Source organism: Sedimentitalea sediminis (assembly GCF_042687825.1).
Taxonomy (GTDB): domain Bacteria; phylum Pseudomonadota; class Alphaproteobacteria; order Rhodobacterales; family Rhodobacteraceae; genus Sedimentitalea.
On record NZ_JBHUQE010000004.1, the window covers coordinates 130,763 to 153,088 of the forward strand.

General features: G+C 66.3%; 24 protein-coding genes. 15 read left to right on the forward strand and 9 right to left on the reverse strand.

The genetic code is table 11. The annotated features are described in order from the left end of the window. Positions 1–55: 55 nt before the first annotated feature. A complete protein-coding gene (locus tag ACFMPD_RS05365; RefSeq protein WP_380992572.1) occupies positions 56–1,192 on the forward strand; it encodes an anhydro-N-acetylmuramic acid kinase in 1,137 nt (378 codons plus the stop codon). An 84-nt stretch (positions 1,193–1,276) separates the two neighbouring features. Here ACFMPD_RS05365 and ACFMPD_RS05370 read toward each other — a convergent pair whose 3' ends face one another. Beyond that, on the reverse strand, positions 1,277–1,705 hold the full coding sequence (locus ACFMPD_RS05370) for a cupin domain-containing protein (RefSeq protein ID WP_380992575.1): 429 nt from the start codon (positions 1,703–1,705) through the stop codon (positions 1,277–1,279). Between the two features lie 89 nt (positions 1,706–1,794). On the opposite strand from ACFMPD_RS05370, the gene ACFMPD_RS05375 reads away from it, so the two are divergent. From ACFMPD_RS05375 to ACFMPD_RS05385, 3 genes are all read left to right on the forward strand, one after another. Next, on the forward strand, positions 1,795–3,213 hold the full coding sequence (locus ACFMPD_RS05375; protein ID WP_380992578.1) for a protein adenylyltransferase SelO: 1,419 nt from the start codon (positions 1,795–1,797) through the stop codon (positions 3,211–3,213). An 81-nt stretch (positions 3,214–3,294) separates the two neighbouring features. Continuing rightward, entirely contained in the window at positions 3,295–4,008 is a 714-nt protein-coding gene (locus ACFMPD_RS05380) for an endonuclease/exonuclease/phosphatase family protein (protein WP_380992580.1), read from the forward strand. 111 nt (positions 4,009–4,119) lie between these two features. Next, on the forward strand, positions 4,120–4,971 hold the full coding sequence (locus tag ACFMPD_RS05385; RefSeq protein WP_380992582.1) for a DUF533 domain-containing protein: 852 nt from the start codon (positions 4,120–4,122) through the stop codon (positions 4,969–4,971). Between the two features lie 70 nt (positions 4,972–5,041). On the opposite strand, the gene ACFMPD_RS05390 is transcribed toward ACFMPD_RS05385, so the two are convergent. From ACFMPD_RS05390 to ACFMPD_RS05400, 3 genes are all read right to left on the reverse strand, one after another. Continuing rightward, positions 5,042–6,313: a DEAD/DEAH box helicase gene (locus ACFMPD_RS05390; RefSeq protein ID WP_380992584.1), complete on the reverse strand. Its 1,272-nt coding sequence runs from the start codon at positions 6,311–6,313 to the stop codon at positions 5,042–5,044. 274 nt (positions 6,314–6,587) lie between these two features. Next, a complete protein-coding gene (locus tag ACFMPD_RS05395; RefSeq protein WP_380992586.1) occupies positions 6,588–7,685 on the reverse strand; it encodes an acyltransferase family protein in 1,098 nt (365 codons plus the stop codon). Positions 7,686–7,692: 7 nt separating this feature from the next. Further along, a complete protein-coding gene (locus ACFMPD_RS05400) occupies positions 7,693–8,679 on the reverse strand; it encodes a sterol desaturase family protein (protein WP_380992588.1) in 987 nt (328 codons plus the stop codon). Positions 8,680–8,810: 131 nt separating this feature from the next. On the opposite strand from ACFMPD_RS05400, the gene ACFMPD_RS05405 reads away from it, so the two are divergent. After that, a complete protein-coding gene (locus ACFMPD_RS05405) occupies positions 8,811–9,224 on the forward strand; it encodes a Fur family transcriptional regulator (RefSeq protein WP_380992590.1) in 414 nt (137 codons plus the stop codon). Here the strand turns inward: ACFMPD_RS05405 and ACFMPD_RS05410 are convergent. Beyond that, on the reverse strand, positions 9,221–10,279 hold the full coding sequence (locus tag ACFMPD_RS05410) for an AbrB family transcriptional regulator (protein WP_380992592.1): 1,059 nt from the start codon (positions 10,277–10,279) through the stop codon (positions 9,221–9,223). The genes ACFMPD_RS05405 and ACFMPD_RS05410 overlap by 4 nt on opposite strands. Before the next feature lie 170 nt (positions 10,280–10,449). Here ACFMPD_RS05410 and ACFMPD_RS05415 point away from each other — a divergent pair, with 170 nt between their 5' ends. From ACFMPD_RS05415 to ACFMPD_RS05425, 3 genes are all read left to right on the forward strand, one after another. Further along, positions 10,450–11,322 (forward strand): DMT family transporter, encoded by an 873-nt coding sequence (locus tag ACFMPD_RS05415; RefSeq protein WP_380992594.1) that lies wholly within the window; start codon positions 10,450–10,452, stop codon positions 11,320–11,322. A 63-nt stretch (positions 11,323–11,385) separates the two neighbouring features. After that, on the forward strand, positions 11,386–12,663 hold the full coding sequence (eno, locus tag ACFMPD_RS05420) for a phosphopyruvate hydratase (protein ID WP_380992596.1): 1,278 nt from the start codon (positions 11,386–11,388) through the stop codon (positions 12,661–12,663). A 39-nt stretch (positions 12,664–12,702) separates the two neighbouring features. Next, positions 12,703–13,209 carry a GNAT family N-acetyltransferase gene (locus ACFMPD_RS05425; protein WP_380992598.1) on the forward strand — a complete coding sequence of 169 codons (507 nt, stop codon included), beginning with the start codon at positions 12,703–12,705 and terminating at the stop codon, positions 13,207–13,209. Positions 13,210–13,222: 13 nt separating this feature from the next. Here the strand turns inward: ACFMPD_RS05425 and ACFMPD_RS05430 are convergent, their stop codons facing one another. Both ACFMPD_RS05430 and ACFMPD_RS05435 read right to left on the reverse strand, forming a co-directional pair. Then, the gene (locus tag ACFMPD_RS05430; RefSeq protein WP_380992600.1) at positions 13,223–13,672 is read right to left on the reverse strand and encodes a GNAT family N-acetyltransferase; all 450 of its coding nucleotides are present in this window, start codon (positions 13,670–13,672) and stop codon (positions 13,223–13,225) included. Beyond that, entirely contained in the window at positions 13,669–14,610 is a 942-nt protein-coding gene (locus ACFMPD_RS05435) for a nucleoside hydrolase (protein WP_380992602.1), read from the reverse strand. The genes ACFMPD_RS05430 and ACFMPD_RS05435 overlap by 4 nt, the downstream gene beginning before the upstream one ends. Positions 14,611–14,712: 102 nt before the next feature. Between ACFMPD_RS05435 and ACFMPD_RS05440 the strand changes: the two genes are divergently transcribed. Further along, the gene (locus tag ACFMPD_RS05440; RefSeq protein WP_380992604.1) at positions 14,713–15,591 is read left to right on the forward strand and encodes a hypothetical protein; all 879 of its coding nucleotides are present in this window, start codon (positions 14,713–14,715) and stop codon (positions 15,589–15,591) included. Here the strand turns inward: ACFMPD_RS05440 and mazG are convergent. Then, positions 15,578–16,402 carry a nucleoside triphosphate pyrophosphohydrolase gene (gene mazG, locus ACFMPD_RS05445; RefSeq protein WP_380992606.1) on the reverse strand — a complete coding sequence of 275 codons (825 nt, stop codon included), beginning with the start codon at positions 16,400–16,402 and terminating at the stop codon, positions 15,578–15,580. The two genes, ACFMPD_RS05440 and mazG, sit on opposite strands and share 14 nt — an antisense overlap. 62 nt (positions 16,403–16,464) lie before the next feature. Here mazG and ACFMPD_RS05450 point away from each other — a divergent pair, with 62 nt between their 5' ends. From ACFMPD_RS05450 to ACFMPD_RS05465, 4 genes are all read left to right on the forward strand, one after another. Continuing rightward, complete coding sequence (locus tag ACFMPD_RS05450) at positions 16,465–17,646, forward strand: M20 aminoacylase family protein (protein ID WP_380992608.1); 1,182 nt, start codon at positions 16,465–16,467, stop codon at positions 17,644–17,646. A 12-nt stretch (positions 17,647–17,658) separates the two neighbouring features. Further along, complete coding sequence (gene speB, locus ACFMPD_RS05455; protein ID WP_380992610.1) at positions 17,659–18,621, forward strand: agmatinase; 963 nt, start codon at positions 17,659–17,661, stop codon at positions 18,619–18,621. Then, positions 18,618–19,565 carry an agmatinase gene (speB, locus tag ACFMPD_RS05460; RefSeq protein ID WP_380992612.1) on the forward strand — a complete coding sequence of 316 codons (948 nt, stop codon included), beginning with the start codon at positions 18,618–18,620 and terminating at the stop codon, positions 19,563–19,565. Before speB (ACFMPD_RS05455) ends, speB (ACFMPD_RS05460) begins: the two co-directional genes overlap by 4 nt. A 66-nt stretch (positions 19,566–19,631) precedes the next feature. Next, positions 19,632–20,036, forward strand: a complete 405-nt coding sequence (locus tag ACFMPD_RS05465) for a DUF1499 domain-containing protein (RefSeq protein WP_380992614.1) — start codon at positions 19,632–19,634, stop codon at positions 20,034–20,036. On the opposite strand, the gene ACFMPD_RS05470 is transcribed toward ACFMPD_RS05465, so the two are convergent. Continuing rightward, the gene (locus ACFMPD_RS05470; RefSeq protein ID WP_380992616.1) at positions 19,974–20,264 is read right to left on the reverse strand and encodes a hypothetical protein; all 291 of its coding nucleotides are present in this window, start codon (positions 20,262–20,264) and stop codon (positions 19,974–19,976) included. The two genes, ACFMPD_RS05465 and ACFMPD_RS05470, sit on opposite strands and share 63 nt — an antisense overlap. 61 nt (positions 20,265–20,325) lie before the next feature. Here ACFMPD_RS05470 and prfA point away from each other — a divergent pair, with 61 nt between their 5' ends. Next, complete coding sequence (prfA, locus tag ACFMPD_RS05475) at positions 20,326–21,381, forward strand: peptide chain release factor 1 (protein WP_380992618.1); 1,056 nt, start codon at positions 20,326–20,328, stop codon at positions 21,379–21,381. A 14-nt stretch (positions 21,382–21,395) separates the two neighbouring features. Next, complete coding sequence (gene prmC / locus ACFMPD_RS05480) at positions 21,396–22,208, forward strand: peptide chain release factor N(5)-glutamine methyltransferase (RefSeq protein WP_380992711.1); 813 nt, start codon at positions 21,396–21,398, stop codon at positions 22,206–22,208. Positions 22,209–22,326: the final 118 nt, after the last annotated feature.

Sequence of the window (22,326 nt, forward strand, 5' to 3'; positions counted from 1 at the left end):
TCGGGTTGATGTTGCGGGGCAGTGTATAGGCGGCGGTTGAACAAAGGAAAAGGCCATGAATAGGGCCGCAGGGCGAATGCGCCGGGGGCAGGGGCCGGTAACGGCATTGGGCATGATGTCGGGAACCTCGCTGGACGGGGTGGACGCGGCAATTGTCAAGACCGACGGGCACGCGATCCTCGGCTTTGGCCGCTGCACGTATCGCGGCTATTCCGAGGCCGAACGGGCGGTGCTGCGCACGGCGCTGGGGCAATGGCACGGACCGGCGGTCGAGGCCGCTGGCACCGTCGTGGATCGGGTACATGCAGAGGTGTTGGCGGGGTTTCCCGGCGCCGATCTGGTCGGGTTTCACGGCCAGACATTGGCGCATGAGCCGCGTCACCGCGGCACGCTGCAGGTCGGCAATGGCGCCGCGCTGGCGGCGGCGGGCGGCGTGCCGGTGGTCTGGGATTTCCGCAGCGACGACGTGGCCCTGGGGGGCGAGGGCGCGCCGCTGGCGCCGTTCTTTCATTTCGCCTGCGCGCGCCATATCGGGGCCGCACAGCCCCTGTGCTTTCTCAATCTGGGCGGGGTGGGCAACCTGACCTGGGTTGATCCCTCTCGGCCCGCGCCCGAGGCGCCCGGCGCGCTGCTGGCCTTTGACACCGGGCCGGCCAACGCGCCGCTGAACGACCTGATGCTGGCGCGCTGCGGTCAGGCGATGGACCGGGACGGGGCACTGGCCGCGCGCGGCCGCGTCGAGGATGGTGCGCTGGAACTGTTCCTGGCCGAGGCCTATTTCGCGCGGATCCCGCCGAAATCGCTGGACCGGAACGATTTCGCCGAGATGGTGCGGCTGGTGGGCGAATTGTCGGACGCGGACGCCGCCGCGACCCTGACAGCCATGTGCGCCGCCGGCGTGGTGCAGGGGATCGAGCATTGTCCCAGCCCGCCGGCGCGCATGCTGGTCACCGGCGGCGGGCGGCACAATCCGGTGCTGATGCAGATGCTGCGCGCCGGTCTGGATTGCCCGGTCGCGCCGGTCGAGGCGGTGGGGCTGGATGGCGACATGCTCGAGGCGCAGGCCTTTGCCTATCTCGCGGTGCGGGTTCAGCGCGGTCTGCCGACATCCTGCCCCGGTACCACCGGCGTGCGCGCGGCCGTCGGCGGCGGCGTGGTCAGCCACCCGGATCCGCAGGAGGCGGCAGTCTGACCGCAATTCCGGTCGTCGTGATCCAGCGGCGCGCGCCTTTGGCGCGCATTCGATTCCCGGATCGGGCTTCCTGGCCGATGCCGGTCAGCCGGCGCCACCGCGCGGCAGGTCGAAACCGAGCGGGGCCAGGGTGAACCCGGCAAAGTCGAACCCTGGCGATACGGTGCAACTGACCAGCGTATAGTCGCCGGTGCTGCGCGCCGATTGCCAATGATGTTCAGGTACCACGATCTGCGGTTCGCCCTTGGTCAGATCGGGTGTGAGGACATGGTCGCGGGCCGGCCCGCGATCTGTCTCGCCGAGCGACAGGATCAGCGGGGCACCGGCGTGATAGAGCCAGATCTCGGTCGCGTCGACCTTGTGCCAGTGGCTGGTTTCGCCCCGCTGCAAAAGAAAGTAGATGCAGGTGCCGCTGGGCCGTCCGGCGTTCCGCGCCACCCAGGTCTGGCGGTACCAGCCGCCCTCGGGATGCCGGGAAAGCCCGAGCCGGTCGATGATGTCTTGTGGGGTCATGCGCCTGTCCGTGCCGGTTTCGTGCCAGCAAATCACGGTTCTGCGCGGGGGGCTATGGAAATCCGGCCCAATCCGCCTATGGTCGTCGCATGACCCTGCACATCCCGTTTGACAACAGCTATGCAAGACTGCCGCCGGCGTTTTATTCGGCGCAGGCCCCCAGTCCGGTGCGGGCGCCGCATCTGGTGGCGTTTAATCAGGATCTGGCGCGCTTGCTGGGGATCGCCGAGGCGGACCGTAAAGAACTGGCGCAGGTCTTTTCCGGCAATCTGCTGCCCGAGGGGGCAACTCCGATCGCGCAACTGTACAGCGGTCACCAGTTCGGCCAGTACAATCCGCAACTGGGCGACGGGCGCGCGGTGCTGCTGGGCGAAACCGTGGGCCGGGACGGGCAACGCCGTGACATTCAGCTCAAGGGGGCCGGGCGCACGCCCTATTCGCGCGGTGGCGACGGGCGGGCCTGGCTGGGGCCGGTGCTGCGGGAATATGTCGTCAGCGAGGCGATGCACGCGCTGGGCATTCCGACCACACGGGCGCTGGCGGCGGTCGCGACCGGCGAGCCGGTCTATCGCGAAGGGGCGATGCCCGGCGCCATCCTGACCCGTGTTGCCGCCAGCCATCTGCGGGTCGGCACGTTTCAGGTCTTTGCCGCGCGCGGTGACAGAAACAGCCTGAAGCGGCTCACAGACTATGCCATTTCCCGCCACTTTCCCGACGCCGAGGGACCCATGGGCTTGCTGGCGGCGGTGCGCGACGCCCAGGCCCGGCTGATCGCGCAATGGATGGGGGTCGGGTTCATCCATGGCGTGATGAACACCGACAATTGCGCGATCTCCGGCGAGACCATCGACTATGGCCCCTGCGCCTTTATGGACGTGTTTCACCCGGATACGGTGTTCAGTTCGATCGACCGCATGGGGCGCTATGCCTATTCCAACCAGCCCGATATCGCGGTCTGGAACCTGGCCCAGCTGGCCACCGCGCTGATCCAGCAGCTGGACGACCCGGCCGGGGCGGTCGAGGAGGCGACCGAGATCGTGCACGCCATGCCGGGGCTGATCCGGTCCGCCTGGCTTTCGGTTTTCGGGGCCAAGATCGGGCTGCCGGATGCAACGCCGCAGGATGTGCCGCTGATCGAGGATCTGCTGCGGCGCATGGCCGAGAACCAGGCCGATTTCACCAATACGTTCCGCGCCCTGGCCCGGGGCGACGCGCGCGACCAGTTCACCGATCCAACGGCGTTTGACGGCTGGGAGACCGGCTGGCGCGCGCGGCTGCCGGACGAAGGCCAAGCGGCGGCGGCGATGGACCGGGCCAATCCGGCTTTCATCCCGCGCAACCACCGGGTCGAAGAGATGATCGCAGCGGCGGTCCAGGGCGATTACGCGCCATTTCACCGGTTGAACGCGGTTCTGGCGCGGCCCTACGCGACGCAACCAGAACAGGCCGACCTGATGCGCCCGCCAAAACCGGACGAGGTGGTGGCGGCGACCTTTTGCGGCACCTGAGGATGGTCGCCCGGTGGGGCTTGAACGCCGGTGCGTCTGTCCGCAAACATGGGCGGGTCGCAGTCAAGGCAGTTGCCGCCAATGAAAAACCACCTCGAAACGCCGGATGGCCTGCGCCTGGCCAGCTATAACATCCAGAAATGCGTCGGGCTGGACCTGCGCCGTCAGCCGCGCCGCATCCTGCAGGTGCTGGACGGGATGGGCGCGGCGATCGTGGTGCTGCAGGAGGCCGACAAGCGGCTGCCGCCACGGCCCGCTGCCCTGCCGCATTTCGTGTTGCACGAGGCCGGTTGGCAGATCGCCGATCTGGGCGGGGCCGGTTCGCTGGGCTGGCACGGCAATGCCGTGATCTGGCGTGACGATCGCATCCGCCTGACCGGCAAGGGGCATATCGCCCTGCCGGGGCTCGAGCCGAGGGGCGCGGTGCGCGCCGAGTTCGCGACTCCGTTTGGCCCCTTGCGGGTGATCGGGCTGCATCTGGGCCTGATCGGGCAATATCGCCGCCAGCAGGTGCAGCATCTGGCGCAGGAATGCGCCGAGTTTGGCGATATGCCGACGGTCTGGGCCGGGGATTTCAACGAATGGTCGCGCCAGCCGGTGCTGGATCATTGCGCGCCGCAGATGCGGTTTCTGCCGCCGCGCCCCAGCTTTCCGGCGCCGCGCCCGCTGGGGGCGCTGGACCGGATGGCGCTGGGGGCCGGGCTGCGGGCATCGCGTCACGGCGTCTATTCCGAACGGCCCGCGCATATCGCCTCGGATCATTTGCCGATCTGGGCCGATCTGCAGGCTGTGTGAGCGACCCTGCCGCAGTATTCTGCCGGTTGCGCCACATTTCCCCCTTCACAGGCGCCGCTGATCTGTCACGGTATGGATGATGGTTTCAGATAATCGGAAAAGGGGACAGGTATGAGCCTGATGGGAACGTTGGCCAAGGTGGCGATCGGATATGCAACCGCGCGGGGGGTCGACAGCCTGTCCCGCGGGCAGGGGCTGGCCGGCCTGTTCGGCGGCGCCAAGATCGCCCCGGAGGAGGCGCAGGCCGATCAGGCACCGGGCGTCGGAAACATGCAGGAGGTCATCGCGAAGATGTCCGGTGGAGGCTCGGGGTTGAGCGGATTGCAGGACATGTTCAGTCAGATGACCGGCGGTGCCGGCGGGCTGGGCAACATGCAGGAGACGATCACCAAGCTGGCCGAGCAGAGCGGGTTCGATCTCTCGGCCATTCTGGGTGGCGGTGGCACCGGTTCATCCGGCGACAAGGGCGGTCTGCTGTCCGGCGTGGCCGGTGGCGGCACCGGTCTGGCCGGTGTTCTGGCGGGTCTGGGCGGCGCGGCGGCCATGAGCGGCAAGGGTGCCGGGGCGATGATGGACCAGTTCAGCAAGGTCCAGACCGCGCCCCAGGCCGAAGAGGCCGCCGCCCTGATGCTGCGGGCGATGATCCAGTCCGCCAAGGCGGATGGCCGGATTGATGCCGCCGAACAGGCCAAGATCATGGAAACCGTGGGCGAGGATGCCGACCCCGAGGACATCGCCTTTGTCCGCGCCCAGCTGGATGCGCCGGTGGACCCGGATGCGCTGGCGGCCGACACGCCGGACGCACAAAAGATGCAGGTCTATTCGATGTCGCTGATGTCGATCCGCGTCGATAGCGAGGGCGAGGCCCAGTATCTGGACAGCCTGGCGCGGGCGCTGGGCTTGAACCAGCAGGTCGTCAACGCGCTGCATCTGCAGATGGGCGTGCAGCCGCTCTACGCCTGAGCGCGTATCCTTCTGATGCGGGGAGCAGGCCCGAAACCGGGCCGGCTGTCTTGTCTGAGCGACAGGCGGATCAGGCCGCCGAGCGGGTGCCGCCGGTCTTGCCGCGTCCGGGGCGGCGGCGCCGGCGCGCGCCGTTGGCGGGTTTGCCGCCTGCAGGCGCGCCATGGCGTCGTCCGCCGCCGCGCTTGGGCTTGGCGATTTCCTCGCTGGGCGCCCAGGGACGCCCCGATGCCACCGGGATCACGATACCCATGGTTTTCTGGATCGCCTTGAACTCGTCCATCTCGTCAGGTGCGCAAAAGGCGATGGCGGCCCCGTCCTTGCCGGCGCGGGCGGTGCGACCGATGCGATGCACGTAGTTGTCCGGCACGTTGGGCAGGTCATAGTTGTAGACGTGTTTCACATCGGGAATGTCCAGCCCGCGCGCCGCCACGTCGGTGGCCACCAGAACCTTGACCTGGCCCGACTTGAAGGCAGCGATGGCGCGGTCGCGCTGGCCCTGGCTTTTGTTGCCGTGGATCGAGGCGGTGGCAAAACCGCGCTTTTCCAAGAGCCGCATCAGCTTTTCCGATCCGTGCTTGGTGCGCCCGAAAACCAGCGCGCGTTCGTCGCGGTGCCCGTCCAGCAGCTCGATCAACAGGCCGGTCTTTTCCGCCTTGGCGATGAAATGCACCTCTTGGGTCACCTTGTCCGCGGCCTTGCCCGGGGGCGACACCTCGACCCGCACGGGGCGGTCGAGATAGCTGTTGGCGATCTCGTTTATCTGTTTCGGCATGGTGGCCGAGAACAGCATGGTCTGGCGCTGAGCCGGCAGCATCGCGGCGATCTTGCGCAGGGCATGGATAAAGCCCAGATCCAGCATCTGGTCGGCCTCGTCCAGCACCAGAAAGCTGCACTTCTCCAAGGTCAGGGCGCGGCGGTCCATCAGGTCGATCAGGCGTCCGGGCGTGGCGACCAGCAGGTCGGTGCCGCGCTCCAGCCGGTGGATCTGGGCATTGATCGACTGACCGCCCACGACCATGCCGACCTTGAGCGGCGTGTTCTCGGTCATCGCGCGCAGGTTCTGCGCGATCTGTCCGGCCAGTTCGCGGGTCGGCGCCAGCACCAGACCGCGCACGGTGAATTTCTCGGGTTTCTTGCCGAATTCCAGCATCCGCGTCACCAGAGGCAGGCCAAAGGCGGCGGTCTTGCCGGTGCCGGTCTGTGCCAGGCCCATCACGTCGCGCCCGTTCAGGGCATGGGGGATCGCCTGTTTCTGGATCGGGGTCGGCTGGGTGATGCCCATATTCGCAAGCCGCGCCACCAGTTTGGCGGGCAGGCCCATCATGTCGAAATCGCTCAAGTCATATCCTTTCGGACCTGCACGGGGCAGGCCGGTCTTTCTGCCGTTCAGCGACGGCTCATCGGGCACACCGGTCCTCGGGGTCCGGCGGCGTCATGCCGCGGTTCGGACTGGTCCGGCGCATTGGCCCCACGCGTGATTTTGGGAACACGGTATCGTTGTCTTGCTGTCGGACCACCGGTTGGCCGGGCGGGTTGCCCCGCTTTTGGTCTGCCCTGCTCACGCGGCAGAAGACAACGCTTGCGACGGCTCATGCGGCATTGCAGCACACAAGTCAACCCGTAACATGCGGCCGGTCCTGTCGCCACGGTGCGCGCAGCAGGTCTCGCCACAGATGCAGCGGGCGTTCGAAACAGGCGGCAAAGACGAAACACAGCGCCAGCGTCGCCAGAAACAGACCGGCCTGACCGGCCCCCGGCCAGAGCGCATGCAGCGCCTGCAGCAGCGGGTAATGCACCAGATAGATCGAAAAGCTGGCCCCGGCCAGCCAGCCGACCGGAATCGACAGGCGCCCCGACAGCGTTCCGAAAACCGACAGCCCGGCGCGGGTCAGCGCGGCCACGCCCAGCAGATGGGTGCTGACCAGCAGGCTGAGCAGCGCGTTCCAGAGGTATTCGTCGGAATAGCGCAGCGCATGGCCGGGCAGGGCCGGCTGCAGCGTGCTCTGCAACAGATGCGGTACGTCAAAACGCAGCGCCAGCGCATAGGCCGCGACCGGCAGCCCGGCGAACACCACGGCCGAGGCGATGCGCAGCGGCGCGGCGGTCCGCAGCCGACGATAGAGCCAGACCCCCATCAGCCAGGCCGGCATCAGCAACAGCACATTGAGCCCCACCAGCATGACGCCTGTGATCAGCAGCGCGGTACGGCGCGGCCCCTCCAGATAATAGGCAATGGCGAACAGCGCGTAATAGGCCACTTCGTAGCTGAGCGACCAGTAGGGGCCGTTGCTGCCCAGCCGGGCGGTAAGACTGCCGCCCCATTCGTTGGAAAAGCTGAGCCCGCGCAGCAGCGTTTCCCACAGGGGCAGGGGGGCATAGAACGGGGCGTAATACTGGTCGGGCGCGGTCGCTGCGCCCCAGCGGTCCAGCACCCAGCCCAGCACCAGTGCGGGCAGGGCGACCGAGACCAGCCGGGTGGCGCGGGCAAAGGCAAAATCGGACAGGTCGATATCCTTGCGCTCGGCGGTCAGCGCGATGACGAAACCCGACAACACAAAGAACAGCACCACCGCATCCGAGCCCAGGTTCAACTGCCGCACCCACAGCCAGTCGCCGCCGGTAAAACGCGGATAGGCGAAATGCGACAGCAGCACGACCAGGGCCGCAAGAAAGCGCAACAGGTTCAGATAGGTGGAAAACCCGGCGGACATGGCCGCGTCACCGGGCCGGGGTCGCGGGCGGGGCGGGTGCATCGCGGCGGCGGCCCAGCCGTTTGCGGATCTGCCCCCAGCTGTCGCGCAGCGGCACCAGCAGGGCGGCGGTCAGGCTGTCATGGCGCTGGGGCAGGCGCTGCCCCATGGCGTCACCCAGTCCAAAGGCGATCTCTTCGGGGGCGTCGGTGACATAGAGCGTGCCGAACATCCAGTCCCAGACCGCCAGGACCTCGCCGTAATTGGTGTTGTGATGCCGGGGTTCGATGGAATGGTGGATCTGATGCTGCGCGGGCGAGATCAGCAGATGTTCCAGCACCCGGCCATAGCTCAGCCAGATATGGCTGTGGCGGAAATTGGCGCCCAGCATGTTGAACAGGAAATAGCCGGCATTGATGCCCATCAGGGCCGCCATGCTGACGCCGCCGGGAAACAGCCCGATCAGAACGCCCTGCAGCAGGCCCAGCAGCGCCCCGTGCACGACCGTCTTGGTCACGTCATAGAGCGGATGTTTGCGATAGACCGTGATCGGAGTCATCACCTCGGCCGAGTGATGCACCGAATGGAACGGCCACAGAATGCGGGTTTCATGGTGGATGCGATGCACCCAGTAGGTGGCGAGATCGCCGGTGATCAGCAACAGCGCGGCCACCAGGATCGGGTGGGGCTGACCTGTCAGTCCGCCATCCGGCATCAAGCCGGCCACACCGCCGGCCACCAGCGCCGCCACAGCGACGGTCTGAAAGGCGCCGGTCACGGACAGGATCTTGGACACCGCGAACAGCTTGATATCGACGATATGCGAAGCATGGGTCCACACCGCCCGGGGCATCAGCCAATGCAAAAAGGATCCCTGCAACCGGCGCCGCCGGAACAGCGCATAGCCCATCAGCAGCGTCGCGATCAGATAGAGCGGCCACAGGCGGCTGCTGACGCCAAAACCTTCATGCCAGAATGCCGCCGCTGCAGTCTGTACCGTCTCGATCATGTTCATTGCCCGATTTCCGTTTTGCTTTTCTCTGGGCTTAGCGCGGTTTTTGGGCGTGATTATGGCGTGGGTTAGCCTTTTCCTGCGCCTTCAATTGCGATAGACCGTCCGCCACCGCCGCGCTGAAAAGGTCTGCCATGACAGAAACCATTGCCGCCCGCTGCGAGGCCAAGGGCCTGCGCATGACCGGTCAGAGACGAATCATCGCGCAGGTTCTCGAAGACAGCCAGGATCATCCGGACGTGGAACAGCTCTATGCCCGGGCCAGCGCGCTGGATGCCGGGATCTCGATTGCCACGGTCTATCGCACGGTCAAGCTGTTCGAAGAGGCGGGCATTCTGGACCGGCTGGAATTCGGCGACGGGCGGGCGCGCTATGAGGACGCCGAGCGCGATCACCACGACCACCTGATCGACATGAATTCGGGCGAGGTGATCGAATTCGTCGATCCCGAGATCGAGGCGCTGCAAGAGCGCATCGCCGCCAAGCTGGGCTATGAGCTGCGCGGCCACAAGCTGGAACTGTACGGCGTACCGGTGCGCAAGCGCTAGGCGTCCGTTGGGGCCGTCGCGCCGCGGCGTCCGACGAACAGCGGGATCAGCATTACCAGGATCAGCAGCCGGGCGACATGGCAGGCGGCGACAAAGCCGGGGCTGGCCCCCATCGCCGCGCCCAGCGCGATCATCGTTTCAAGCCCGCCCGGCGCAAAAGCCGCCAGCACATGCGCGGCCGGCATGCTCAGCGCCATTGCAACCGGCAACGCTGCGAGACAGGCGCAGGTGATCGAGATCGCGGTGATCGACAGCCCGGCCAGTAGCGAACCGGCGAATTGCGCCCGGCTCATCCCGGCAAAGCGGGTACCGATCAGCGTGCCAAGCACCAGAAAGGCCGGCACCAGCAGCATTGCCGGAACCGCCCCCGGTGTCAGTTCCGTGACATGGCCCAGCCCCGAGACCGCCATGGCCCCCAGCAGCAGCGGCGCGGGACAGCGCAGCCGCCGCAGCACCAGGCCCGCACCGACCGCCGCCAGCGCCAGCCCGGCCAGGGCGGGCAGGGCCATCGCCGGTCCGGCCGCCGCCCCCATGTCGCCGAACCGATAGCCCAGCGCCTGCGCGGCAAAGGGCACCGACACGGTCAGGAACAGCAGGCGGATCGACTGGACCACGGCGATGCGGCCGATATCGGCGTCGATGTCGCTGGCCAGCCCCATGACAAAGCTCAGATGGCCCGGCGCGGCGGCCAGCCCGGCGCTGCGCCGGTCAAAGCCGAACACCCGCATCAGTACCAGCCGGCCCAGGCCCATCACCACGACCAGCATGCAGGCCAGAACCACGAAGGCCAGCGGCCAGCGCAGGATCGCGGTGCCGGTTTGCAGATCGAACCCGGCGCCGACCGCCAGCCCCAGAACCACTAGGCAGACATCGCGCAGCGCATCGGCGACGCCCAGACGCAGCCCGCCCAGCCCGGCCAGGCTGACCAGCAGCGCCGGCCCCATCAGCACCCAGGCCGGAAAGGCCAGCGCATGGGCCAGCGCGGCGCCGACGGCACCCAATGCAACAGTATAGGCGGTGACCACCGCCATGTCCGGAATGCGGGCGAGGGGCATGTCCGTTGCCTAGCACCGCGTGACCGGTGCCGCAATCAGCGTGAAACCGCGCCCGACCGGCGGTGGTGCCGAAGTGGACGCAGCGGGATGCCTTGCGGCGGTGGCAAATCTGGGGCAAGGCGAATTTGGCGGTTGCCGCCAATTCTGTTTCGACCCGGAAAGGGACCGACATGGACAATCTGCGCGGTGCGGCGCTGATGACGCTGGCGATGCTCGGTTTTGCCGCCGAGGACCTGATGATCAAGCTGATGTCCGATGCGCTGCCGACCTGGCAGATCATCGGCGTGCTGGGCCTGGGCGGGGCAGGCGTCTTTGCGGCGCTGACATTGTGGCAGCGCCAGCGGCTTTTTCCGCGCGCCTGCCTCAGCCTGACGGTGCTGGTGCGCAATCTTGGCGAACTGGTCGGCACCGTGGGCTTTGTCACCGCGATCACCCTGACGCCGCTGTCGTCGGCCTCTGCGATCCTGCAGGCCACGCCACTGATGGTGACGCTGGGCGCGGCCGTGTTCCTGCGCGAGCCGGTCGGCTGGCGGCGCTGGAGCGCCATTCTGGTGGGCTTTGCCGGCGTCCTGCTGGTCATCCGCCCCGGAATGGACGCTTTTGACCCCTTGTCGCTGTTTGCCGTTCTGGGCGTGGTCGGGCTGGCGATTCGCGATCTGGCGACGCGTCGGGTGCCGCGTGCCACCTCGTCGGTACAGCTCAGCTTTCTCGGGTTCCTCACCCTGGTGCCGACGGCGGCGCTGTTGGCCCAATTCAGTCCGCAGGGCCTGGTAACGCCCACCGCGCCGCTGTGGGGGCTGATCTGTGGTGCCATCGCGATGGCGGCGGCGGGCTATTACGCGCTGGTCGCGGCGATGCGCATCGGCGATGTCTCGTTTGTCACGCCGTTCCGCTACAGCCGCCTGCTGTTCGCGCTGGTCGTCGGCATGACCGTCTTTGACGAGCGCCCGGATCTGCCGATGCTGATCGGTTCGGCGATCATCATCGCTTCGGGCATCTACACGGTCTGGCGCGAACGCCGCCTGCGCCGCCCGTCGGCCTAAGGGTCTTTCCCTCGCGCGGCGGCCCCGGTATGAGGCGTGCAAACAGTTTGAGGGACAGACGCCATGAGTACCATTATCGACATCCACGCCCGCGAAATTCTGGACAGCCGGGGCAACCCGACGGTCGAGGTGGACGTGATCCTGGAAGACGGCACCATGGGGCGCGCCGCCGTGCCCTCGGGCGCGTCGACCGGCGCCTACGAGGCGGTCGAGCGGCGCGATGGCGACAAGGCGCGTTATCTGGGCAAGGGCGTGCTGGAGGCGGTCGCCGCCGTCAACGGCGAGATTGCCGACGAACTGGTCGGATATGACGCCACCGAACAGGTGGCCATCGATGGCGCGATGATCGAGCTGGACGGCACCGACAACAAGGGCCGGCTGGGCGCCAACGCCATTCTGGGCGTGTCTCTGGCGGTCGCCAAGGCGGCGGCGGATTTCACCACCCAGCCGCTGTTTCGCTATGTCGGCGGCACGCCGGCGCGGGTGTTGCCGGTGCCGATGATGAACATCATCAACGGCGGCGAACATGCCGACAACCCGATCGACATCCAGGAATTCATGATCATGCCGGTCAGCGCGGACAATATCCGCGACGCCGTGCGCATGGGCGCCGAGGTGTTCCACACGCTCAAAAAAGAGTTGTCGGCGGCGGGCCTGTCCACCGGTATCGGTGACGAGGGCGGCTTTGCCCCCAATATCGCCTCGACCCGCGAGGCGCTGGATTTCGTGCTGAAATCGGTGGAAAAGGCCGGCTATCGGCCGGGCGAGGATATCTGGCTGGCGCTGGATTGCGCCGCCACCGAATACTACCGCGAGGGCCGGTACCAGCTGAAAGGCGAGGGCGTCAGCCTGACCTCTGAAGAGAATGTCGGCTATCTCAAGGCGCTGGTCTCGGACTATCCGATCCTGTCGATCGAGGATGGCATGTCCGAGGACGATTGGGACGGCTGGAAAATGCTGACCGAGGTTCTGGGCGACAAGGTGCAACTGGTGGGCGACGATCTGTTCGTGACCAACCCGGCGCGCCTGGCTGACGGCATCCGGCGCGGCTGCGCCAATTCGATGCTGGTCAAAGTCAACCAGATCGGCAGTCTCAGCGAAACCCTGAAAGCCGTCGATATGGCGCATCGCGCGGGCTATACCAACGTGATGAGCCACCGTTCGGGCGAGACCGAGGATGCCACCATCGCCGATCTGGCGGTCGCCACGAATTGCGGTCAGATCAAGACCGGTTCGCTGGCCCGCTCGGACCGGTTGGCGAAATACAACCAGCTGATCCGCATCGAGGAGGCGCTGGGCGAAACCGCCGAATATGCCGGGCGTTCGATCCTGCGCGGCTGATCACAGCGGGGCGGGACTCCGCCTGCGGGGAGACAAGGCATGACCGAGATCGTGGACGCGCAGACGCCGGAGCACCTGGCGGCTGTGCGTCACCTGTGCTGGGAATACCGCGACTTTCTGCGCGGACTGGGGCCGCTGGACGCACAGATCGTCGATCTGTTCTATCCCAAAGACAAGTATGCCCGGCTGATGGACCGATTGGCCGCCGAACACGCGCCACCCGGCGGCGCGATCCGGCTGGCGATGCAAGAGGGTGTGCCGGTCGGTTGCGGCATGTTCCACACGCTGGCCCCCGGCACGGCCGAGATCAAGCGGGTCTATGTCACCCAGGCCGCCCGGGGCACCGGTGCCGGGCGGGCGCTGATGCAGGCGCTGATCGCGCAATGCCGGCGGGTCGGGTTCGCCCGCATCCTGATGGACACGTCAAAACCCCTGACCGCGGCGCAGGCGCTGTATGTGGATCTGGGGTTTCGGCCGCGCGGCCCCTACCAGCCGGTGCCCGAGCCGGCCCGCGACCGGCTGCTGTTCTTCGAGATGGCCCTTTAGATGGCGGTGATGCTCAAAGCTGCCGGCTCATCAGCATGAACCGTTCGCGGCCCGCGAAACCGGCGCGGGCATAGAGCCGCTGGGTCGCCTCGTCCGTACGGTCCACTTCGAGATGCAGCCCCTTGATGCCGGCGCCGGCCAGCGCCTTGGGCAGGCTGCCCAACACTTCGGACGCGATACCGCGGCGGCGCACCGCGCGGCGCAGGTACAATTCGTCGATGAACGCGTCCATGCCGCCGAACTCGACCGACCAGCCGAAGGTAACGATGACATAGCCGATGGGCGCGCGGGCCGGGCCGATCAGATAGGCCGCCCCGTGGGGAATGCCATCGAGCAGCGGCGCCAGCCCGGCGCGGCGGCCCTCGTCGGTCTGCGCAATTCCGGTTTCGGCGTGAAAGGCCGCGACCAGAGCGCAGAGCCGGTCCAGATCGTCGGGTTTCGCCAGATGCAGGGATGCGCTCATAACCGGGCCAGCCTTTCCGTCAGTAGGTCAAACAGGGCGTCCGCGTCGACATCGCCCATGAACATCGCGTTGGGCGCGCGGTCGGTGACTCGCCACCAGTCGGCCACGGTCATGCCCATGGTCAGTTCCGAGGCGGTTTCGATCGCGACATTGACATGCCGGCCGCTGAACAGGTCGGGGCGGATCAGCCAGGCGATGACGCAGGGGTCGTGCAACGGCGCCCCGTCGCTGCCGTATTTCTCGCGGTCGAACCGCTCGAAGAAATCGGTCATCTCGGCCACGGCGGTGCCGACCCGCGTGTTCAGCGCCCGAAACGCGTCGTTGCGCGGCTTGGTCACCAGCGCCTTGTGCGTCACGTCCAGCGGCATCACGGTGATGTCCACCCCGGATTTGAATACGATATCAGCGGCTTGTGGATCGACGTAAATGTTGAACTCGGCGGCCGGCGTGATGTTGCCGACCTCGAAATAGGCGCCGCCCATCAGCACGATTCCGGCCACCCGCTCCATGATGTCGGGCGCTTTTTCAAAAGCGACGGCGATATTGGTCAGCGGCCCCAGAGGGCACAGGGTGACTGCGCCCGTCGGTTGCTGGCGCAGCGTGTCGATGATGAAATCCACGGCGTGCTGCTCTTGCAGGGGCATTTTCGGGTCGGGCAGGACGGGGCCGTTCAGCCCGGTCTTGCCATGCACATGCTCGGCCGTCACCAGCTTGCGCCCCAGCGGGCGGTCGCAGCCGGCAAAGACCGGGACATCTGGCCGCCCGGCCAGTTCGCAGACGATACGCGCATTCTTCGCCGTCAGCGCCAGCGGCACGTTTCCGGCCACCGCGGTGATACCCAGCAACTCGATCTCGTCCGGACTGGCCAGCGCCAGCAGGATCGCGACCGCGTCGTCCTGACCCGGATCGGTGTCGATGATGATCTTGCGTGCGCCCATCTGCCGCCCCGTTTTTTCTGCGAGTGCGAACAGTGTCAAGCCAGGTCCGGATTGTCCAGAAGCCGATTGCGCGCCGGCACCGCTTCGCCCATCCTGCAGCCGATGGCCAAACCCGTTTTCATCCATGCCGGCGCCCACCGGACCGGCACCAGTTCCCTGCAGCTGTGCCTTGCCGAGAACCGGAGCATCCTGTCTTGCGCGGGGTTTGATCTGGCCTATCCGGGGCGCGACGATGTGCCCGGTGGAACCCTGCGCCTGCCATTGCCGCGGCCGCGTCATGGCGAGAAACGCATTCCCCAGTTCGCGGACCGGATTCGCCGCAAGCTGGACCGGCTCAGCCCCGGGGCGGATCGCGGTCTGATCCTGTCCGAAGAGAACATTCCCGGCCCCATGCGGCATTTCTACGAGGGGCGGTTCTATCCGGCATCGGCCAAACGGCTGCGGACCCTGGCCGCGGCTCTGCCAAACCCGCCGCGGCATGTCCTGTTCGTCGTGCGCAGTTACGACGACCTCTATGTATCGGCCCATCGCAAACGCGCCGAGGACAATGCTGTCGACCGGTTTTCCGACCTCGTGCCGCAATTCCTGGCGATGGATCGTGGCTGGCCCGAGTTGCTGGCCGAAATACGTGACCTGCTACGCCCCGAGCAGCTGACGGTGTTGCCCTATGAACGCCGCGGCCCGAGCCGGCAGTTGCTGGTGCGTCTGTTGCCGCAACTGGGGGATACACCCTTGGCCGAACCTGCGGTCGCGATGAATCTCAGTGCCACCGATGCCGCATTGGAGGCCTTGCAGGCAAGATACCGGGCTGGGCAGACCCTGGCGCGGCGGCAATGGCGTCAGGTGGTGCAGGACCATGCGGCGCAAGCCCAGCCGCGTGGGTTCGCTACCTTTTCGACGGCCGACCGGGAACGGCTGCGGGCGCGTTATCGCGCTGATCTGGCGCGGCTGGCGGCGATGCCGGGGATCAGCCTGGGCTAGACTTTTCGCCGCGTTTCACCGCGTCCCACAGCGCGTCCATCTCGGCCAGATCGCTGTCCTCGGGACGTTTTCCCATAGCCGCCAGCCGGTTTTCGACGCCCTGAAAGCGGCGGATGAACTTGGCGTTGGCCCGGCGCAGGGCGGCCTCGGGTTCAATGTCCAGATGCCGGGCCAGATTGGCCATGACAAAGAGCAGGTCGCCGAATTCCTCTTCGATACGGTCCGGTTGCATCTCGTCGCGGGCCTCGACCAGTTCGGCGCATTCCTCGGTGATCTTGTCCAGCACGTGGCTGGCGTCCGGCCAGTCGAATCCGACGCGGGCGGCGCGTTTCTGCAGCTTGTAGGCGCGCAGCAGGGCGGGCAGGCCCACAGCAACCCCGTCCAGCGCACCGGTCTGGGATTTGCCGCTGCGTTCGGCGGCCTTGATCGCCTCCCAGTCGGCGGTCTGCTGCTGAGCCGTCTTGTCCCGGCTTTCGTCGCCAAAGACATGCGGATGCCGTGCCACCATCTTGTCCGAGATGCTGCGCACCACCGATTGAAAGCTGAAATGCCCGGCCTCTTCGCCCATCTGCGTGTGATAGACCGTCTGCAGCAGCAGATCGCCCAGCTCGCCCTCCATCTCGTCCCAGGCGGAACGGTCGATGGCGTCCGCGACCTCATAGGCCTCTTCAATCGTATAGGGGGCGATACTGGCGAAATCCTGTTCGATATCCCAGGGACAGCCGGTCTCGGGGTCGCGCAGGCGGCGCATGATCTGCAGCAGCCTTTCAATTCCGGCATCCTGGTCGAAAATCAGCGCGTCAACGGGCATTGCGGCGGCCTTTGTTCCTGTGTCAGATGCATCATCCACTGCGCGAGACAGGAGTCCACCCCATGCCCGTCGTGAATCGTATCGCTGATTTCGCCGCTGACATGACGGCCTGGCGGCGGCATCTGCACAGCATCCCCGAACTGGGGTTTGACTGTCCGCAGACGGCGGCGTTCATCGCCGCCCGGTTGCGCGAATTCGGCGTCGATGCGGTGCATGAGGGGATCGCGCAGACCGGAATTGTGGCGATCATCAACGGGCGGGGAACGACCGGGGACGAGGGGCCGACGATCGGTCTGCGCGCCGATTTCGATGCCTTGCCGATCGCCGAAGCGACCGGGCTGGACTATGCCAGCACCCATCCGGGCCGGATGCATGCCTGCGGCCATGACGGGCATACGACCATGCTGTTGGGGGCGGCGCGCTATCTCGCCGAAACCCGCAATTTCTCGGGGCGGGTCGCGCTGATCTTTCAACCCGCCGAAGAGACCGGCGGCGGCGCGGACGTGATGGTGCAAGAGGGGCTGATGGAGCGGTTTAGCATCGATCAGGTCTATGCGCTGCACAATGCGCCGGGCTTTGAGGCCGGGGCCTTTTATACCACGCCGGGGCCTTTGATGGCGGCGGTGGACACGTTCCATGTGCATGTCACCGGGGTCGGCGGCCACGGTGCGATGCCGCACGAGACCTGCGACCCGGTGATTGCCGCCTGTGGCATCGCCCAGGCGATCCAGACCATCGTCAGCCGCAACCATTACGCGCTGGACGACCTGGTCATTTCGGTGACCCAGATCCATGCCGGCACCACCGACAACGTGATTCCCGACAACGCCTATCTGAACGGCACGGTGCGCAGCTTTGATCCGCAGGTGCAGCAGATGGTCATGTCCCGGCTGCAGGCCATCGTGGACGGGCAGGCGGCCAGCTATGGCGTCGCCGCCCGGCTGGACTATGAGGTCGGATATCCGCCCACGGTGAATGACCCGGCCCGGACCGCCTTTGCCACGCGCGTGGCGGGCGAGGTTGCGGGCGAACATCGGGTGATCGCCGAAGCGGGGCGCGAGATGGGCGCCGAGGATTTCGCCTATATGCTGCAGGCCCGGCCCGGCGCCTACCTGTTTCTCGGACAGGGCGAAGGTGCGGGGCTGCATCATCCGGCCTATGATTTCAACGACGAGGTGGCGCCGGTGGGCGCCTCGTTCTTTGCGCGCCTGGTGGAACGGGCGCAACCGCTGGCGGCAAATTGAGGGGAGATTTCCATGGCACTGGAAGACGCGAAAAATCAGGTTGATCAGGCTTTTACACGCGACGATCTCAGGGGCTTGTCCTTTGAGAACGCCTTTGGCGGCGCCACCTCGTTCCTGCGACGCCGCTATAGCAAGAACCTTGACGGAGTCGATGTGGCGGTGACCGGCATCCCGTTCGATCAGGCGGTGACCAACCGCCCCGGCACCCGGCTGGGACCGCGCGCGGTGCGCGAGGCCAGCGCGTTGCAGGCCTTTGATCCGCCCTATGGCTGGCCCATCGACGTGCTGAGCGAACTGGCCATCGTCGACTATGGCGACATGGCGTTTGACTATGCCGATGTGCCGGCCTTTCCGGACCGGCTGACGGCGCATATCCGCGGCATCCTGCAGGCCGGTGCCGCCAGCGTGGCGCTGGGGGGCGACCATTATGTCAGCTTTCCCATCCTCAAGGCCTATGCCGAGAAATACGGACCGCTGTCGCTGTTACAGTTCGACGCCCATACCGACACCTGGGTCGATGACGACATGAGCCGCATCGATCACGGCACGATGTTCTACAAGGCGGTGAAATCCGGCATCGTCGATCCGGCGCGTTCGGTGCAGGTGGGCATCCGCACGGTCAACGACGACCCGCTGGGGGTCAACATCATAGATGCGCGCGAAGTGCATGCCACCGGCCCGCAGGCGGTGGCGCGGAAAATCCGCGACATTCTGGGCGACCACCCGACCTATCTGACCTTTGACATCGACGCGCTGGATCCGGCCTATGCGCCGGGCACCGGCACCCCGGTCTGGGGCGGCTTGACCAGCGCCCAGGTGGCGGTCATCCTGCGCGAGATCGCCGGCATCAACATCAAGGGCGGTGACGTGGTCGAAGTCAGCCCGCCCTTTGACACCACTGGCACGACCGCGATCGCGGGCGCGCATGTGGCCACCGAAATTCTCTGCCTGTTGGGATGGAACAAACTGAAATGAGTGACAAGAACCAGCCGATCAGCGGCAATGAACTGGCCCGGTTTTCCGGCCCCAACACCTTTATGCGGCTGCCCTCGACCAGCACGCTGGACTGGCTGGACGTGGCGGTTCTGGGCGTGCCGGTGGATATCGGCACCTCGTGGCGGTCGGGCACCCGGTTCGGCCCCAAGCAGATCCGTGCCGAAAGCGCGATGATCCGGCCCTACAACATGGCCACGGGGGCTGCGCCGTTTGAATCTCTGCAGGTTGCGGATGTCGGCGATCTGGCGATCAACACGTTTTCTCTGTCCGACACGATTCGTGTGATTGCAGAGAGTTACGAGTCGATTCTGACCCATGACATTATCCCGATGGCGATGGGCGGGGATCATTCGATCACTCTGCCGATCCTGCGGGCAATAGCCGAGAAACACGGACCCGTCGCGCTGGTGCATGTGGATGCCCATGCCGATGTCAATGACGAGATGTTCGGCGAGCGCGAAACCCACGGCACGGTGTTCCGCCGCGCCCATGAGGAGGGGCTGATCCAGTCCGACAAGACCTATCAGATCGGGCTGCGCGGCACCGGCTATGCCGCCACCGATTTCACCGAGGCGCAGGAATGGGGCTTTCAGCAGTTTCCGGCGCATGATCTTTGGCACCGCTCGCTGTCGCAGCTGGGGGCCGAAATCCGCCGCGACATCGGCGACCGGCCGACCTATGTGACCTATGACATCGACAGTCTGGACCCGGCCTATGCGCCCGGCACCGGCACGCCCGAGATCGGCGGGCTGACGACGCCGCAGGCGCTGGAATTGATCCGCGCCCTGAAGGGACTGAATATCGTGGGCTGCGATCTGGTCGAGGTCTCGCCGCCCTATGATCCTTCGGGAAACACGGCGCTGACCGGGGCCAACCTGCTGTATGAACTGCTCTGCATCCTGCCCGGCGTCATCGAGCGTTAGAGCAGGCCCTCGGCACCGGGTCAGCCGAACGAGCGTGAACAAGGGAGCGAGATGGGAAGGCGGACGATGTTTGTTATCTGCGCGCTGCTGACCGCCGTGGTGGTGGGGCTGGGCTATGTCCGCCTTGCGCCCGGCGATCCGGACATCTGGCACCGGATGCCCGACGCGGCTGTTGACAAGAATTTCGGCAACGGCGTTATCCGGGTGCTCGATGCCAGGCCAGACGGGCTGGATCGGCTGGACGCGATCATCCTTGCGACCCCGCGCACGCGGCGACTGGCCGGTTCGCCCAAGGCCGGCATGGTGACCTATGTCACGCGCAGCGCGGTGATCGGTTTTCCCGACTATACCACTGTTCGCCAGGCCGGATCGACTCTGACGATCTATGGCCGCGCGCGGTTCGGGCGGTCAGATTTCGGCGTGAACCGGGACCGGGTCCAGGGCTGGATCGACGCTTTGCAGGCGCGATGACAGACATCCTTTCTGCACCTCGCGCCACATCGGCACGTTCAGCGACATCTGGCATTGCGCCATGAACATGCGCCCGTCGACCTGCAGGCAGATGGTTTCGCCCAGTTCGACCCGGGCACCGGCGCTGTCGGTGCAATAACAGTCCCGCACCTTGCCGCCGGGGCCAATGACATCAGCCGCCGCCGGAAGGCCGAAAATCAGCAATCCCAAGGCAATCATTCGTGTCATGCGGCTATGCTAGCACAGCCCGCCCCTTGACCAAAGCCCCCCAATATAAGACACCGCGCCAATGGTCCCCGAAGAACGCCTTGAACAGATCACTCAGCGGTTTCAGTATCTCGAAGCCGCGATGGCCGATGGCGCCAGCGGTGGCGATATCGCCGCGCTGGCCAAGGAATATTCCGATCTGCGCCCGGTGGTGGAACAGATCGCGGCCTATCGTGTCCTGCAGGCCGACCTGTCCGAGGCCGAGGCGATGCTGGACGACCCCGACATGCGCGAACTGGCCGAAGAGGAACTGCCGGTGCTGCGCCAGCGTTTGCCCCAGGCGGAACACGCGCTGCAGCTGGCCCTGCTGCCCAGGGACAAGGCCGACGCCCGTCCGGCGATGCTGGAGATCCGCCCGGGCACCGGCGGTGACGAGGCCGCACTGTTCGCCGGCGACCTGCTGCGCATGTATCAGCGCTATGCCGAGGCGCGGCGATGGACCTTCGAGATCATCGAGGAACAGGTCACCGAACTGGGCGGCATCAAGGAAGTCGTGGCGCATATCAAGGGCGAGAACGTCTTTGCCCGGATGAAATTCGAAAGCGGTGTGCATCGCGTTCAGCGGGTGCCGACCACCGAAAGCGGCGGCCGTATTCACACCAGTGCTGCCACCGTTGCGGTGCTGCCCGAAGCCGAGGACGTGGATATCCAGATCGACGCGAACGATCTGCGGATCGATACGATGCGCAGTTCGGGCGCCGGCGGGCAGCATGTCAACACCACCGATTCCGCGGTGCGGATCACCCATCTGCCCAGCGGCATCGTGGTCACCAGTTCCGAGAAATCCCAGCACCGCAACCGCGAGATCGCGATGCAGGTGCTGAAAACCCGCCTCTATGATCTGGAACGCCAGCGTGTCGACAGCGCACGCAGTGCCGACCGCGCCGCTCAGGTCGGCAGCGGCGACCGGTCCGAACGCATCCGCACCTATAATTTCCCGCAGGGCCGCATGACCGATCACCGCATCAACCTGACCCTTTACAAGCTGGACCAGGTGATGGCTGGCGATCTTGACGAGGTGATCGACGCGCTGACGGCCGACGATCAGGCGCGCAAGCTGGCCGAGATGGGGCCGTGACCGCGGCCGAGGCCATGGTGGCGGCCACCGCGCGGCTGCGCGCCGCCGGCATCGCCCAGCCGGCGCGCGATGCGCGTATCCTGCTGGCCCATGCGGCGCGTATCGAGGCTGCGCGCGTGACCCTGATCGCCCCCGAGGATCTGTCGCCCGATATCGGCGAACGTTATGAGCAGCTGATCGCGCTGCGCGCGGTGCGCGTGCCGGTGTCGCATCTGGTGGGCGAACGCGAATTCTATGGCCGCCGGTTCAAGATCAGCGGCGATGTGCTGGACCCGCGCCCGGAAACCGAAACGCTGGTCGAAGCCGCCCTGTCCGCGCCGTTTTCGCGGCTGCTGGATCTGGGCACCGGGTCGGGCTGCATTCTGGTGACCCTGCTGGCCGAAACGCCGGACGCCACCGGGCTGGGGGTCGATCTGTCCGAGGCCGCCTGTCTGCAGGCCAGCGCCAATGCGGTGTTTCACCAGGTGCAGAACCGCGCCGAGATCCTGCAATCCGACTGGTTTGACGCGGTGCAGGGCCAGTTCGACCTGATCGTCGCCAATCCGCCCTATATCGCCCGCGACGACATGGCCGGGCTGCAGGACGAGGTGCGCCGGCACGAGCCGGAAATGGCGCTGACCGATGGCGGCGACGGGCTGGGGGCCTATCGGGTCATCTCGGCGCAGGTGGCCGGGTTTCTGCGCCCCGGCGGCCGCGTGCTGCTGGAGATCGGCCCGACCCAGGGGGCCGCGGTGCAGGCGCTGTTGGCGGCGGCCGGGCTGCAGGGGCTGAGCGTGGTGCATGACCTGGACCGGCGGCCGCGCGTGATCTGCGCCGTCAGGGTTTGAAACGTGTAAAACCGGCCGCAGACCGCCCGTTGCAGCCAAAAAATCCACAAAAAAAGTGCACAAACTCTTGTCTGCGGCCGCCGGACATGGTTAGTCGGAGTTGTTGCCTCTAGGGCTG

Bases quoted from the DNA above. Each gene is read 5' to 3' on its own strand.
- ACFMPD_RS05365 (WP_380992572.1), top strand. From the start codon at position 56: ATGAATAGGGCCGCAGGGCGAATGCGCCGGGGGCAGGGGCCGGTAACG.
- ACFMPD_RS05370 (WP_380992575.1), bottom strand. From the start codon at position 1,705: ATGACCCCACAAGACATCATCGACCGGCTCGGGCTTTCCCGGCATCCC.
- ACFMPD_RS05375 (WP_380992578.1), top strand. From the start codon at position 1,795: ATGACCCTGCACATCCCGTTTGACAACAGCTATGCAAGACTGCCGCCG.
- ACFMPD_RS05380 (WP_380992580.1), top strand. From the start codon at position 3,295: ATGAAAAACCACCTCGAAACGCCGGATGGCCTGCGCCTGGCCAGCTAT.
- ACFMPD_RS05385 (WP_380992582.1), top strand. From the start codon at position 4,120: ATGAGCCTGATGGGAACGTTGGCCAAGGTGGCGATCGGATATGCAACC.
- ACFMPD_RS05395 (WP_380992586.1), bottom strand. From the start codon at position 7,685: ATGTCCGCCGGGTTTTCCACCTATCTGAACCTGTTGCGCTTTCTTGCG.
- ACFMPD_RS05400 (WP_380992588.1), bottom strand. From the start codon at position 8,679: ATGAACATGATCGAGACGGTACAGACTGCAGCGGCGGCATTCTGGCAT.
- ACFMPD_RS05405 (WP_380992590.1), top strand. From the start codon at position 8,811: ATGACAGAAACCATTGCCGCCCGCTGCGAGGCCAAGGGCCTGCGCATG.
- ACFMPD_RS05410 (WP_380992592.1), bottom strand. From the start codon at position 10,279: ATGCCCCTCGCCCGCATTCCGGACATGGCGGTGGTCACCGCCTATACT.
- ACFMPD_RS05415 (WP_380992594.1), top strand. From the start codon at position 10,450: ATGGACAATCTGCGCGGTGCGGCGCTGATGACGCTGGCGATGCTCGGT.
- eno (WP_380992596.1), top strand. From the start codon at position 11,386: ATGAGTACCATTATCGACATCCACGCCCGCGAAATTCTGGACAGCCGG.
- ACFMPD_RS05425 (WP_380992598.1), top strand. From the start codon at position 12,703: ATGACCGAGATCGTGGACGCGCAGACGCCGGAGCACCTGGCGGCTGTG.
- ACFMPD_RS05430 (WP_380992600.1), bottom strand. From the start codon at position 13,672: ATGAGCGCATCCCTGCATCTGGCGAAACCCGACGATCTGGACCGGCTC.
- ACFMPD_RS05435 (WP_380992602.1), bottom strand. From the start codon at position 14,610: ATGGGCGCACGCAAGATCATCATCGACACCGATCCGGGTCAGGACGAC.
- ACFMPD_RS05440 (WP_380992604.1), top strand. From the start codon at position 14,713: ATGGCCAAACCCGTTTTCATCCATGCCGGCGCCCACCGGACCGGCACC.
- mazG (WP_380992606.1), bottom strand. From the start codon at position 16,402: ATGCCCGTTGACGCGCTGATTTTCGACCAGGATGCCGGAATTGAAAGG.
- ACFMPD_RS05450 (WP_380992608.1), top strand. From the start codon at position 16,465: ATGCCCGTCGTGAATCGTATCGCTGATTTCGCCGCTGACATGACGGCC.
- speB (WP_380992610.1), top strand. From the start codon at position 17,659: ATGGCACTGGAAGACGCGAAAAATCAGGTTGATCAGGCTTTTACACGC.
- speB (WP_380992612.1), top strand. From the start codon at position 18,618: ATGAGTGACAAGAACCAGCCGATCAGCGGCAATGAACTGGCCCGGTTT.
- ACFMPD_RS05465 (WP_380992614.1), top strand. From the start codon at position 19,632: ATGTTTGTTATCTGCGCGCTGCTGACCGCCGTGGTGGTGGGGCTGGGC.
- ACFMPD_RS05470 (WP_380992616.1), bottom strand. From the start codon at position 20,264: ATGACACGAATGATTGCCTTGGGATTGCTGATTTTCGGCCTTCCGGCG.
- prfA (WP_380992618.1), top strand. From the start codon at position 20,326: ATGGTCCCCGAAGAACGCCTTGAACAGATCACTCAGCGGTTTCAGTAT.
- prmC (WP_380992711.1), top strand. From the start codon at position 21,396: ATGGTGGCGGCCACCGCGCGGCTGCGCGCCGCCGGCATCGCCCAGCCG.